Annotated in this window: 10 protein-coding genes; 4 read left to right on the top strand and 6 right to left on the bottom strand. The window is 68.3% G+C overall.

From position 1 onward, the window contains the following. Position 1 precedes the first annotated feature (1 nt). Both DWF00_RS26355 and DWF00_RS26350 read right to left on the bottom strand, forming a co-directional pair. Complete coding sequence (locus tag DWF00_RS26355) at positions 2-670, bottom strand: class I SAM-dependent methyltransferase (RefSeq protein WP_114828231.1); 669 nt, start codon at positions 668-670, stop codon at positions 2-4. A 38-nt stretch (positions 671-708) separates the two neighbouring features. After that, positions 709-1,011, bottom strand: a complete 303-nt coding sequence (locus DWF00_RS26350; RefSeq protein ID WP_114828232.1) for a DUF1127 domain-containing protein — start codon at positions 1,009-1,011, stop codon at positions 709-711. 155 nt (positions 1,012-1,166) lie between these two features. On the opposite strand from DWF00_RS26350, the gene DWF00_RS26345 reads away from it, so the two are divergent. The 3 genes from DWF00_RS26345 to DWF00_RS26335 are packed head-to-tail and all read left to right on the top strand — an operon-like array spanning position 1,167 to position 4,235. Then, entirely contained in the window at positions 1,167-1,847 is a 681-nt protein-coding gene (locus DWF00_RS26345; RefSeq protein WP_114828233.1) for a Crp/Fnr family transcriptional regulator, read from the top strand. A gap of 22 nt (positions 1,848-1,869) precedes the next feature. Continuing rightward, positions 1,870-2,388: a FecR domain-containing protein gene (locus DWF00_RS26340; RefSeq protein WP_114828463.1), complete on the top strand. Its 519-nt coding sequence runs from the start codon at positions 1,870-1,872 to the stop codon at positions 2,386-2,388. Then, the gene (locus tag DWF00_RS26335; protein WP_245974319.1) at positions 2,385-4,235 is read left to right on the top strand and encodes a CHASE2 domain-containing protein; all 1,851 of its coding nucleotides are present in this window, start codon (positions 2,385-2,387) and stop codon (positions 4,233-4,235) included. Before DWF00_RS26340 ends, DWF00_RS26335 begins: the two co-directional genes overlap by 4 nt. A 42-nt stretch (positions 4,236-4,277) precedes the next feature. On the opposite strand, the gene DWF00_RS26330 is transcribed toward DWF00_RS26335, so the two are convergent. Continuing rightward, positions 4,278-7,427, bottom strand: a complete 3,150-nt coding sequence (locus DWF00_RS26330) for an ATP-binding protein (RefSeq protein ID WP_181832538.1) — start codon at positions 7,425-7,427, stop codon at positions 4,278-4,280. 280 nt (positions 7,428-7,707) lie between these two features. Between DWF00_RS26330 and DWF00_RS26325 the strand changes: the two genes are divergently transcribed. Beyond that, a complete protein-coding gene (locus tag DWF00_RS26325) occupies positions 7,708-9,243 on the top strand; it encodes a B12-binding domain-containing radical SAM protein (RefSeq protein ID WP_114828236.1) in 1,536 nt (511 codons plus the stop codon). Between the two features lie 160 nt (positions 9,244-9,403). Here the strand turns inward: DWF00_RS26325 and DWF00_RS26320 are convergent, their stop codons facing one another. The 3 genes from DWF00_RS26320 to DWF00_RS26310 all read right to left on the bottom strand — a co-directional run bounded on the left by DWF00_RS26320 (position 9,404) and on the right by DWF00_RS26310 (position 12,863). Continuing rightward, on the bottom strand, positions 9,404-11,044 hold the full coding sequence (locus DWF00_RS26320) for an esterase/lipase family protein (RefSeq protein WP_114828237.1): 1,641 nt from the start codon (positions 11,042-11,044) through the stop codon (positions 9,404-9,406). 333 nt (positions 11,045-11,377) lie between these two features. Next, a complete protein-coding gene (locus tag DWF00_RS26315; protein WP_114828464.1) occupies positions 11,378-11,836 on the bottom strand; it encodes an RbsD/FucU family protein in 459 nt (152 codons plus the stop codon). 22 nt (positions 11,837-11,858) lie between these two features. Then, positions 11,859-12,863 (bottom strand): aldo/keto reductase, encoded by a 1,005-nt coding sequence (locus tag DWF00_RS26310; protein WP_114828238.1) that lies wholly within the window; start codon positions 12,861-12,863, stop codon positions 11,859-11,861. Positions 12,864-12,878: the final 15 nt, after the last annotated feature.

Genomic DNA, 12,878 nt, shown 5'->3' with positions numbered 1-12,878 from the left:
CCTATCGTGCCTCTGCGAATGCCGCTCCGTCAACGACCTGGCTGGCTTTGCCGGGCTTGCGCGCCCAGCCGATGGCTTGGTGCCGGACGAAGGCTATCTCGCCCGCGACATCGTCGCTGACATGCTCGACCTGATCGAAGCCGGCGTCGCAGATCATCCGCGTGAGGTTGCGGTTGATGTTGCAGCCGCCGAAGCAGCAGCCCCAGACTCCGTTCAGGCGGTTCTGCCAGGCACTGATGCGCCTGTCGGGCGAGGCGACGTGCTCGCAGAACAGGAAGTTGCCGCCGGGCTTGAGGACGCGGTGGATCTCGGCCAGCGCGACCTGCGGGTGCGGCACCGTGCAGAGCGTATAGGTCGAGACGACGGTGTCGGCCCAGTTGGCCGGACAGGGCAGCGCCTCGGCGCTGCCCTGCTCGAGCGTGATCGGCACGGACGAGGCCATCGCCCGGTCATGCGCCATCATGAGGCTGGTCGCGCAGGGGTCGATGCCCATGAGGCGCTCGACCCGCTCCTCGTCGTACCAGTCGAGATTGAGTCCGGTGCCGACGCCGATCTCGACGACCTTGCCCGCCGCGTGCGGAACGATCCGGGCGCGCTGCCGCATCATGATGTCGGTGCCGCAGGCCAGATCGATGACGCGGGGCAGAACATACTTGGAATAGAAACCCATCAGTCAAATCCCGTTAGCTGTCGTATCGATGCGCGGCCTCAGCCGTACTGGCGGCCGTGATCATGGGAGCGCATGCGGTCGCCAAGGGGACCCCAGCCCGACGCCTCGGCGCGGGTGAGGCCGATATCCTTGAGCATACGCTCGTCTAACGTCGCGAGCTGCGCTTCGGTGCGGCGCATGAGTAGAGTCTCCCGAATGGCGATGCGGAGGCGCTGGATCATCTCCCCGAACCGTCCGAGGTAGGGGCACGCGCCTTGCACGCGCGTCGGCCAGACTTCGACGAAGGGCTTGAGGGCCGCGACGTGCAAGTCGATGCGTTGGAGGTTGATATCGTGCCGCATGGCGCGCTCTCCTGTCTTAGGGGCGCCGACACAGGGAGCGCTTGGCTCCCGTCGGCTGACTGGGCGTGTTTCTCTGCCGTTCCGTCAGCCGCTTCCGTGGAGTATGTCACACAGGAACGCGCTTGCGCCTATTACAGATCGGGGAGGAGTTTTCGATGATCCAAGCGTCCCTTTTCTCACGCCTCCTCTCGGCAAATCCGTTCTTCGCGGGGCTCTCCCCCGAAGGACTGGAAAGCATCGCCCAGATTTGCCAGCAGCGACGACTGCCGCAGCGGCAGGTTCTGTTCCTGAAGGGCGATGCGGGTGACGGGCTCTATGCCATCCGGCGCGGCCAGATCCGTATCGGCACCACCGACGATGCTGGCCAGCACATGACCATGAGCCTGCTCGGCAGCGGCGACGTCTTCGGCGAGATCGCGCTGCTCGACGGCCGCCCGCGCACCGCGGATGCGGTCGCGATCGAGGAGACCGAGATGTTCTTCGTGCCGCGCCGCGAGTTCCTGCACCTGCTCGGGCGCGAGCCGACCATCGCGATCCAGCTGATCGAGCTGCTCTGCGACCGGCTGCGCAACATGAGCGAGCGCATGGAGGAGGGCGCCTTCCTGCCCGCCGCGACACGGCTCGCGCGGCGCCTCGTCACGCTCGTCACCGACTACGGCGCCGAGATCCACGTCTCGCAGGACGAGCTGGCGGCGCTGACCGGCGTCAGCCGCGAGACGGTCAACCGCCAGCTCCAGCAATGGAAGCGGGTCGGACTTCTGTCTCTAGGACGCAGTCGCGTGATGATCCATGATGTCGATGGTGTCCGGCGCCTGGCCAAGGTCGAGATGGCGTGAAGCCGGCATGGAAGGGCATCGCATGCGCAGTTCCGGAGTGACGACGGCGGCGCTCGCCGCCGCGATGCTGCTTGGCGCCGGCGCCGATGCCTTCGCGCAGCAGCCGGCAGGCTGCACCTCCTCGACGCGAAGCGAGCCGCCGCGCACGGTCTTCACGTGCCGGGGCGGGGTGGTCATCGAGGCGGAGACGGCGTCGAGCTTCCGGATCGTGCCGCCGCAGGGCGCGGGCGCGGTCGATGCCGTCGAGCTCAACGGCCGGGGCGTGCTGGTCGACCTGCCGCCGCGGCGCGGCCGCTTCCAGATCCTGACGCCGCACGCCATCGCCTCGGTGCGCGGCACCATCTACGCGCTCGACGTCACGGCCTCGGCGACGGCGGTGTTCGTCCAAGAGGGCTCGGTGCGGGTGACGCGGCGCGACGGCTCCGAGCCCGTCACGCTCAACGCCGGCGAGGGCGTCGACGTCTCGCCGGGAACCCCGCTCACGGTGAAGCGCTGGCCGTCGGAGCGCGCAAGCCTGCTGCTCGGACGCTTCGGGCGGTGACGCCGTCACGGCCGGTCTCCCGTTACGGCTTGGTCGTCGCGGCGCTCGCGCTCCTGGCGGGGCTCTGGGCCGGCCTGCTCGGCTGGTCGCATCTTGCCGGCGAGCGCAGCCCGCTCGACGGCGTCGAGGCGCAGCTCGCCGACATGCGCCTGCTGATCGCCGGCCGGCGCGAGCCGCCGCCGGCCGTGGTGATCGTCGCGATCGACGACAGGACGGTGGCCGGCGAGCGCGGCTATCCGCTGTCCCGGCAGGTTCTGGCGAAGCTGGTCGACGCCATCGCCGCCGGCAAGGCGCGTGCGCTTGCGATCGACCTGCTGCTGCTCGATGCCGGCGTGCCCGAGAACGACCGGGCGCTGGCCGAGGCCCTCAGCCGGATTCCCTCGGTGATCGCCGCGGCCGGGCGCTTCGACCGGGCCAATGACGGCGCCTCTTCCATCCCCGGCACCAGCGACGTGCTCTGGCCCGCCTCGCCCTTCGATTCGTCCGCCATGCCCGGGCTGGTGAACATCTCGACCGATTCCGGCGGCGCGCCGCGGCACCTGCCGCTGCTGTTCCAGACCGATCATGGCCTGACCCCGGCCTTCGTGCTGCGCGCCGTGACGCTGTTCACAGGCCAGGACCCGGTATTCGGCGCGGACAGGGTGCAGATCGCGGAGCGGTCGGTCGCGCTCGACCTCGGCTTCCATTTGCCGCTGCGCTTCTACGGGCCGCGCGGTGCCGTGGAGACGCTGAGCGCGGCGGCGGTGCTCGCAGGCTCGGTGCCGACTGAGCGGCTGAGGGACCGCATCGTCGTGATCGGCGCCACCGCCACCGCCGTCGGAGACACGTTCGGCACGCCCTTCGACCCGGTGACGCCCGGCGTCGAGGTACTGGCGACCGGCATCGCCCAGTTGCTCGGCGGCCCCGGCCTGGTGCGCGACGGTGCTGTGCGCCGGGTCGATGCCGGCATGACCCTGGCGTTGGCCGTCTTCGGCGCGCTGACGATCGCGCTGACGCCGCTCAGCCTCGGCACCGGCCTCGTCGCCTTGGTCACCGGCGCCTGGCTGCTGGCCACGATCGCGCTGTTCGCGCAGGGCTACTGGTTCAGCGGGGTGCTGCCGCTCGCGGGCATGCTTCCGCCGGCTGCGCTGGCGATGGCGCTGCGCCAGCACTGGGAGCGCCGGCAGAGCCGCGGCCATGCGCGCGCCGAGGCCGCCCTGCGCCAGTTCCAGCCGCCCGTGCTGGCCGAGCGCATCGCGCGCGACCCGGATTTCCTGCGCCAGCCGGTGATGCAGAGCGCCGCGATTCTGTTCGTCGACCTCTCCGGCTTCACCCGGCTGAGCGAGCAGGCCGGGCCGGCGCAGACGCGCGAGTTCCTCAAGGAGTTCCACACGCTGGTCGAGAACGAGATCGCCGCCCATGACGGGCTGGTGATGACGTTCATGGGCGACGGCGCGATGATCGTCTTCGGCATTCCCGAAGCCCGCCCGGACGACGCCACCCGCGCCTTCGCGGCCGCCTGGGACCTGATCGGCGACGTCCGCAGCTGGATCGACAAGGCCGAGCTTGCGGCTGGCCATCCGGACCTGCGCGTCGGCGCCCATTTCGGGCAGGTCGTGGTGTCGCGCCTGGGGCACGAGACGCATCAGCACATCATGGCGACGGGGGACAGCGTCAATGTCGCGAGCCGGCTGATGGAGGTGGCGAAGGAGCATGGCGCGGCGCTCGCCGTCTCGGCCGAGTTCATGGCGGCGCTAGGCGAGGGCGGAGGGCGGCGCGAGCCCGACGACACCCGCGCCATCGACATCCGCGGCCGGCGCCAGCCGATCTCCGTCGCGCTCTGGCGCATGCGCCAGGACGCGCATTGAGCAGGAGGCGCGCATTGCGGAGCACGCCGGCTCCGCTGCCGCTCAGGCGGCGGGCTCGGCCGTAGCGGGAGACGCCTTCTCGCTACGATAAGCTGCCATCACCTGCGCCGGCAGGGCGTCGAAGGGCGACAATTCAGCCAGTCGCAGCTGCGATTCGCCGTCGATCCTGTCGGCGCCGAGATGGTCGCGCAGCGAGGCCAGGCAGCGATATTCCAGCACCGGCGAGTTCAGCGCCCGCGCCCGCGCGACGGCGTGGCGGAACAGGCCCTCGGCCTGCTGCCGCCGGCTCGCCTGGCCCTGCTCGGCGATCAGCGCCTCGATCCGGTGCAGCTCGGGTTCGAGCCAGCGGTTGCCGCTGCGCGACATCAGCTGGAGCGCGCGCCAGCAGGTCGCCTCGGCCGCCTCGACCTGGCCCAACTTGAGCTGGGCGTGGGCGAGGTTGGCGAGGTAGCCCGAGAGCGAGAGCACGTAGCCGACGGAGTCGAACCCGGCGATCGCCTGCGCCATGATCGCGGCGCCCCGCGCATGGTCGCCCTTCTGGCTCAGGCCCCAGCCGAGGAAGGCGGCGCCATGGGCGCGGAAGCCTTCGAGCCGGTGCTGCTCGGAGAGGGCGACCAGCCGTCCGGCCTCCTGCATCAGGGCGTCGGTGGCGTTGCACAGGCCGAAGACCCAGCCGCCGACATAGGACATCGGGATCGCGGCCGAATGCGGGTGGCGCAGCCCGTCGGCGGCGCGCAGCGCCTCCATGCCGATGCGCAGGGCCTCGTCGACGCTGCCGAGGCTGAAATGCGCCAGGCTGAGCAGCGATTTCGCATGGATCTCGGTGTTCTGGCCGAACATGAAGGTGCTGGCGTCGCTGCGCTCCCGCTCGCCGGCAAAGAGCGAGTGTTCGAGGTGCCCGATCGCGCCGCGCGCCTCGCCCTGGCCGAGCTGCACCATGCCGATCAGGCGGTGGCCGATCGCCTTGCCGGCTTCATAGGTGTTCTGCTCGGATTGCCGCAGGAAATCCTCGGCGAGCGCCGTCGAGGCCGGGATGTCGCCGCGGCAATTGGCGAAGGTGAACTTTCCGAAGATGAACGGGAAGGCCTGCGGCGAGCGCTCGCCGCTGGCGCAAAGCTCGAGGCCGCGCTCGCAGCATTGCAGCATGGTCGCCGAGGTCGGGCCCTGGGCTGCGGTGATCGAGCCGATCAGCGCGGCCTGGAGGCTGAGCTCGAGCTCGGCCTGGGCGCGCGGGTCCTTGAGCTTGCCGAGCAGGTTGAGCCCGCGCCGGATGTGCTCGATCGCCTCGGGATGGGCCGAGCGCTGGCTGGCGCCAAGGCCGGCCTGCAGCCAGGCCTGGACCGCCTCGTGGAAGCGGGCGGCTTCGGTGAGGTGGTGGGCGATGACCTCGGGCAGCGGGATGTCGGAGCCGTGGCCGCGGTCGATCAGGTCGAGGATGCGGTCGTGGATCAGGCGCCGCTCGCGCGTGAGGATCGATTCATGCGCGATGCGCTGGAGCAGCGAGTGCCGGAACTCGTAGCGGATCTCCGCGCCGAAGCGCCGTGGCATCAGGATCTCGGCCTCGACCAGCGCCTCGATCGGCTCGATGACGTGGTCGACGTCGCTGGCGAGGATGTTGGCGAGGAAGGTGGTGGTGAAGGAGCGGCCGATGCAGGCGGCCGCCTGCACGATCGGCCTTGCGCCCGGCCGCCGGTCGAGCCGCTCGGACATGAGCTGGGCCAGCAGCAGCGGCACGTCCGAGCGCCTGGCCTGGTTGGGCACCTGGATCTGCTCGTCGATCAGCGAGAGCACGAATTGCTCGACGAAGAGGGGCACGCCCTCGGCTGCCGCGACCGCCTGGGCGATCTTCTCGGCCGGCAGCATGTCGGCGCCGGGGATCGAGCGCGCCAGCATCAGGGATTGCTCGCCCGAGAGCGGCTCAAGCGTCATGGAATCGTCGGTCTGCGGCAGTTTCTCGCCACGCGGAAACGGCCTGGCAGTCGCGACCACCAGCATGGTCTCGTTGCCGACCGTCGCCATCAGCTCGCGCAGGAGCTCGGCCGAGGACGGATCGAGCCAATGCGTGTCCTCGATCACCACGAGCGTCGGCTGCCGGCGGGCGGTGCGGGCGATCACGGAGATGATGAATTCGAACTGCTTGCGCTTGAACAGGGTCGGGGCTGGCGCGAACTGCTCGCGGATGCCGGTCGCGGCCATGCCGAGCAGGCTGGCGGCGATCTCGGCGTTCTCCGGCGTGTTCATGCCGATCTCGCTGAGCAGCGTGGCGATCTTGTCGTTGCGGACGTCGTCCTCGTCCTCGAACTTCAGGCCGGCGCGGGCCCAGAGGAAGCTCGCGACGGGGTAGAGCGGCGTGCTGGCGAAGAGCTCGTGGCAATAGGTCGCCAGGATCGCGGCGTTGGCGAATTCCGGGTGGCCGCAGATCTCGCTGATCACCCGCGTCTTGCCGGTGCCGGCATCGCCCAGGACCTGGACGAATTGCGAGCGCTTCTGCGTCGTCGCGGTGGTCCAGCGCTCGAGGATGCGCTCCAGGCAGGCTTCGCGGCCGGCAAGCACGGTGGCGCCGCTCGCCATGCCGTCCTTGCGCCGGGTCGTGCCCAGGCGCTCGCCGTTGATCTGGAAGATCTCGATCTCGCGCGAGAGCCCCCGGATCGGCCGCGCGCCGAGCTGGCCGATCTCGAACAGGCCATCGGTCAGCTCGACGATCTCCCTGGTGGCGACGACCGCACCGGGCATCGCCTCCGCCTGCACGCGCGCGGCGAGGTTGACGGCTTCGCCGACCGCGCCGAGCTCGCTGGAGCCGCCGCTCAGGCGCGTCGGCTCCATCACCACGAGGCCGGAATGGATGCCGGCGCGGGCGGTGACCTGCGGGACCGTGGTGTCGCCGACATTGGTGTTGAGCGTCTTGAGCCGCTCCATCAGCTCGAGGGCGGCGCGGGCGGCGCGCTCGGCGTCGTTGTCGCGGGCGATCGGATAGCCGAAGAAGATCAGCACGCCATCGCCGGTATAGCTCGCGACGAAGCCGCCATAGCGCTCCATCGTGGTCAGGGTCAGCTGCTGGTAGCGCCGCTGGACGACCCGCAGATCCTCCGGGTCGAGCTGTTCCGACAATTGTGTGTAGCCGACGAGATCGACGAAGACGATCGTGACGTAGCGCCGCTCCGAAGCGATCTTTCGAAGGTCTGGCTCACTCACCGTCATCGCACAGCCTTTGTGTCGCGAACGCCAATGCCTGGCAGCTGTTTCATCATTTGGAAAATGTCGGAAGTCAGCGTAGCATATGCAATTATTGCAATATATGCACAAATATTAACCAGTAGGCTTAGGGCAAGACATCATGCCTGACTCCAATTCAGCGCTTCGTCATTTCAAGAGCCATTCCGATAATGACCGCGATGCTCGGTCAAAGATCAGAACCATTGTTATCTGCGCGCATCTCAGGCCTGGGCGGGAGAAGCGCCGTTCCAGGCATTTCATGCAGCCGATCGCGGGCCTGCACATCGCTGCCCTGATCGATCCCGACCGATTCGACATCACGCTCTACCACGAGGACTGGCACGGTCCATTCGATCCTGCCAAGTGCGGGGATTACGACCTCGTCTTCCTGACCGGGTTGCAGCCGGATTTCGACCGGATGCGCCAACTCTCCTTCCATTTCCGCCGCAGCGAGGCAACTGTCGTCGCCGGCGGCAGCGTCTGCACCCTCTTTCCCGAATTCGCGTGTCAGTTCTTTGACTCTGTCTGCTCCGGCGGCGTCGACAGCGTCCGTGACGTCATAGCCGACTATCTTGCCGGAGCTTTGCGCCCGATCTACCGCTCGCCGGTTGCACAGATCTCGCAGTACACGATCGACTATTCGCTTTTGAACAAGAGCGGCATCAACCCGATCGCCCATCTCGCCGAAAGCTCGCGCGGCTGCAGCTTCAAGTGCAGCTTCTGCGTGATGCCGAGCGAGGTCGGCGCCCATGCCCGCTACACACTGGAGAGTTTTGCGGCGTCGCTGGAGAGCGCACTCGATTCGGCGCCGTTCTTCAGCCTGCGGCGCTGGTATCCGATGGTGATGCTGCTCGACAACAACTTCTCGGACAATCGCGCCCATATGCTGGCCGTCTGCGAGTTCCTGAAGAAGCACCCGCGGATGCGCGGCTGGGGCGCGCTGGTGACGCAGAACGTGCTGCAGGACCGCGCGCTGATCCAGGCCTTCGCCGATGCGAAATGCGTCGGCCTGTTCGTCGGCATCGAGTCTTTCGACGCCGACTTCCTGCGCCGCTACAACAAGACCCAGAATCTCGGCCGGCGCAGCAACGTCGTCGACGACATCGCCTTCGCCGAATCGCTCGGCATCGCCATCGGCTACGGCCAGCTCTTCGATCCGCGCCACCAGACGGCCGCCGACATGCAGCGGGCGATGGATGCGATCGCCGATAACCCGCTGGTGCCGATGCCGACCTATCTCAGCACGGTCGCGCCGCTCGCCGGCACGCAGCTGTTCTGGGAGGAGCTGGAGCGCGGGCTGCTCGCGCCCAACCTGCGCTTCCGCGACTTCGACGGCGAGACGATCTGCTATTCGCAACTGGCCGAGCCGGCCGAGCCGATCGTGACCTTCCTGGAGCGGGTCTTCCGCCGGCCGTGGATGGTGGTCGGGCGCAAGCGCATCCTGCTCAAGACGCTTAGCCGGCTACGACATAGCGGCTCGTTCAACCCGATGCGCTGGTACATCATTGCCTCGGCGAGCTTCCACTGCTTCTCCTGGGCGAACGAATCGCCTGGCGCCAAGCGGACCTACCTTGCCGGCAGCGACACGCTCGACCCGCAATATGGCGAGTGCCCGGCCGATATCTCGGCGGAAGACCACAAGCGCTATTTCGAGCCGATCACCCTGACCGACGGCGAGGGCAGGCCGACCGACTGGCTCGCGAGCTATGCCGAGGAGCGCAAGGCGCAGGCGGGGTCGAAGAAGAAGGCGCGCGGCGGCCTGGCCCTGCTCGATCCCGACCACGCCATGGTCTGAGAGACCGTTTGATCTTTCTACTGGCGCGATCACCTGCGCTTCCGGCGCTCACGGACCAAATGTCCGCTCCGCTCCGGTTCTCGACGACCACGCCAGCCGACGCATGCCAGCGAATTCTCAAACCGTCTCTGAGCTGCTTCGGCGTTCGGCGATCCCCGGCCTATTTGCCCTTCGGCTTGCGCGGGCCGCGCGGCTTCGGCTTCTCCCTGGTGCGGGGCGGCGGGGCGTCGGGATCGTGGAGCGGTTCGCCGCTGCGCTTCGTCGGCGGCTTGCCGAGCTTCTGGCTGAGGCTCTTGGGCAGGTCGGCAAAGGCCCGCCGCAGCAGGCGGCTCAACTCGTCCGGGCTGTGCCGCGCCAGGGCGCTGAAGCCCGCCAGCCGCTGCTTCTCGTCGTTGGCGGCCAGGAGCGAGCGCTCCGTCCTGATCTCGTCGAGGAAGGCGGCGAGCTCCTCGCGCGATGCGAGCTTTGGCTTGGGGGTGCTGCGCTTTTTCGTCGTCATGGACGCGCTCCGCCTGGTGGTCTGGTGGATGATCGCGAAAATCTCGTCCTGGATGCCCTCGTCCGACATCAGGTCGGAATGCTCGAAGCCGTCGTCCATGTCGCCGAACACGGTATGGACGTTTTCCGGCAGCGCCGAGACGAGCCGCGCCGACCAGGCGGGGATGACGCCATCGCCCTGGCACACCGTCTTGTCCTCGATCGGCGTCTCATCCGACTCGGGGTCGAAGTCGCGGTCGATCCATGCCCAGCTCTGTTCATGGATCGTGTCGTAGGCGTTGGTGCCGTTGCGCTGCTGCACGGCCCGGATGTGGTGCAGCTTCATATTGGTCAGCGGGCTCAGGGGTTTGGCGACCTGCTGGTAGGTGTCCCTGGCGTGCGAGAGTTCGGCGGAGACGAAGCCCCAGTCCCTGGGATAGCGGCGCTTAAGGCCCGAGGTGCCGGGGTTGTACGGGTCCGCCACGGCGTTTGTGGTGGCGTCCCGCAGCGGATAGCGCAGCATCGGGAAGGCGGCGTCCTGGGCGAGCGCCGTCTTGTCGCGCTGATAGGTCGCCTCGTCGAGATAGAGCAGCGTGTAGGGCCCGCGCATCGAGGAGATGAGCTGGGTGAGGTCGCGCTTGTCGTAACCTGGCAGGGCGTCGAGCTGCGGCTCGCCCTTGAAGTAACGATGGATATGGCCGGCATGGCCGTAGAACGGCGTGCCGACCGTGATCGCGCGGTCGACCTTGTCGACGATCGCGCCGCCATGGTTGAGGATGAGCTTGATCGCCATGCCGCCGAAGCTGTGGCCGAGCAGCGTGACGTCGTCGAACGGGTCGACGCCGCAGGCCTCCTGAACCCGGCACCGGAACTTCGGCACGAACGTGTTGAGGAAGAAGGCCGCCACCGCCTCGGGCCGGCGCCGCCAGTCCCAGGCGAAGACGAAATAATCGAAGCCGTTCTGCCCGCACCAGCGCAGGAAGTCGTCATAGGGTTCGAGGTCCACGACGAAGGGGACGCTGAAGCTGACGCAGCCATCGGCAATGACGAAATGTCCGGCATCGTCCTCGTCGCCGTTCATCTTCAGGAGATGCCCGGCGCCGCTCATGATCGAGCAGCCCAGCCAGACCGTGTCGTAGGAATAGGGCGTGACGCCATGCGGGGTGCGCGCCCATTTCAGGCTGGAGCCCATGCCGCCGGGAAACAGGATGATGGTCTTGCGCCGGCCGGTGGAGGGGTTCTGCTGGTGGCGGCTGATGAACTGGGAAATCTCGGCGTCGAACGACGCCATCTGCTCCAGGTCACGATCCTCGAGATAGCCCATGGCACCCCCCCAATCGAGATGGCATCGCGTGGCGCAAGACGCCACCAAAGCCCGGCAGGCCGGGAGCATCACCGAGATTCCGGCGCGGCACAATCTCTGGTGGCGGTGTCTGCGGGAGCGACTGTGCGCTGCGTCACAGAGCGGGCGGGTTAGGCACCGCCTTGGAGCACGCCGTGCTCAACCAGAATCAAGCGCCGTCATCCCGGCCGCAGCGAAGCGGAGCGCCGGGATCCATCGTAGGGCTCCGGCGCTCTACGATGGATCCCGGAACGGCGCGGCTTCGCCGCTTGTCCGGGATGACGCGGCGAGGTTTCCGCTTAGCCGCAAAGGGCGCTAATCCACGCTCTCCGCCGTGAGCACGCCCTTACGCAGCAGGAAGCAGCCATAGGGCCTGGTGTCGCCGACCTGGACGATGCCGAAGGCGGATTTGGCGTTGTCGTAGAAGGCGAAGCGCTCGATGCCGGCCATGGGCGAGGCGTTGCCGGCCGCCGCGTCGAGCACGGCCTGGACCTCGCGCTGGACTAACGGGATGGTATCGGGAGCGCCCACCACCTGCATGCGCCGGGCCGGGGCGGGCTCGAAATCGTCGAGCGGCAGCACGGTGAGGATGGCGCTGACGGCGCGCGCCATGGTCAGGCCGGGCAGCCGGACGATCCGGCCGGATATGGTGGAGCGCGCGATGCTCTCGGCCGGGTGGTTGGCGTCGACCACGGCGATGTCGTCGCCATGGCCCATGGCGGCGAGCAGCCAGAGCAAATCCGGGCTCAGGAGCGGGTCGAGGCCCTTCAGCATGGCGAAGCTTCCGGAGCCGTTCTCACGCCGGCACTGGCGCATGCGCGGGCAGCAGGCCCTCGGATTTGAGGTCACTCCAGAGCTGCGCGGGCGTCGGCTTGGCGAAGAGGGCGAGGTTCTGCTGCACCTGCTCCGGCGTGATCGCGCCCAGCACCACGCTGGCAACGGCCGGATGGGCGCCGGCGAAGGCGAGCGCCGCCTGTGGCAGCAGGACGCCATGGGCGTGGCAGATCGCTTCGATGCGGGCGACGCGGGCGATGATCTCGGGCGCGGCGGCGCGGTAATTATAATGCGCGCCGGCCTGGGCGCCGGTCGCGAGGATGCCGGAATTGAACACGCCGGCAAGGATGATCGCGATCTTCTTCTCAACCGCCAGCGGCAGGAAGCCATCGAGCGCGCCCTGCTCCAGCAGCGTGTAGCGGCCGGCCAGCAGCATCACGTCGAAATCGCCGGCCCGGGCGAAGCGCTCGCACATCTCGGTTTCGTTGACGCCGATGCCGATGGCCTTGACGGCGCCGGAAGACCGCAGCGCGTCGAGGGCGCGATAGGCGCCTTCCATCGCCTCCTTGAAGCGCTGCTCCATCATCTCGCCATGGGTCCAGACGTCGACGTCGTGGATCAGCAGGATGTCGATGCGGTCGGTGCCGAGGCGCAGCAGCGACTGCTCGAAGGAGCGCATGGCGCCGTCATAGGAGTAGTCGATCACGGCCGAGTGCGGCAGGCCGCCGACGAAGTTGGAGCCGCCGGCGTTCGGCTTGGCCGGGTCCATCCAGCGCCCGACCTTGGTCGAGAGGACGATGCCGTCGCGCGGCACGTTGCGCAGCGCGGCCCCGATCCGGTGCTCGGAGAGGCCGTGGCCGTAGAATGGCGAGGTGTCGATCAGGTTGATCCCGGCCGAGAGCACGGCGGTGACCGTGGCCTGCGCGGTGCCCTCGTCGAGGCGTTCGTAGAGGTCGCCGAGCGGGGCGCCGCCGAAGCCGAGCGCGGTGACCTGGAGGCCGGCGATGCTGCGTTGGGGCAATGTCATGGGGTCAGGTCTTTC

The sequence above is a fragment of the Allobosea caraganae genome (assembly GCF_003351345.1).
Lineage (GTDB): Bacteria > Pseudomonadota > Alphaproteobacteria > Rhizobiales > Beijerinckiaceae > Allobosea > Allobosea caraganae.
Note: the sequence above shows the minus strand (reverse complement) of the source record. Positions and strands in the feature narration are given on the sequence as shown.

What these genes read in the sequence shown, in the direction of transcription:
- DWF00_RS26355 (WP_114828231.1), bottom strand. Translation starts at nt 670, where the DNA reads ATGGGTTTCTATTCCAAGTATGTTCTGCCCCGCGTCATCGATCTGGCC.
- DWF00_RS26350 (WP_114828232.1), bottom strand. Translation starts at nt 1,011, where the DNA reads ATGCGGCACGATATCAACCTCCAACGCATCGACTTGCACGTCGCGGCC.
- DWF00_RS26345 (WP_114828233.1), top strand. Translation starts at nt 1,167, where the DNA reads ATGATCCAAGCGTCCCTTTTCTCACGCCTCCTCTCGGCAAATCCGTTC.
- DWF00_RS26340 (WP_114828463.1), top strand. Translation starts at nt 1,870, where the DNA reads ATGCGCAGTTCCGGAGTGACGACGGCGGCGCTCGCCGCCGCGATGCTG.
- DWF00_RS26325 (WP_114828236.1), top strand. Translation starts at nt 7,708, where the DNA reads ATGCAGCCGATCGCGGGCCTGCACATCGCTGCCCTGATCGATCCCGAC.
- DWF00_RS26320 (WP_114828237.1), bottom strand. Translation starts at nt 11,044, where the DNA reads ATGGGCTATCTCGAGGATCGTGACCTGGAGCAGATGGCGTCGTTCGAC.
- DWF00_RS26315 (WP_114828464.1), bottom strand. Translation starts at nt 11,836, where the DNA reads ATGCTGAAGGGCCTCGACCCGCTCCTGAGCCCGGATTTGCTCTGGCTG.
- DWF00_RS26310 (WP_114828238.1), bottom strand. Translation starts at nt 12,863, where the DNA reads ATGACATTGCCCCAACGCAGCATCGCCGGCCTCCAGGTCACCGCGCTC.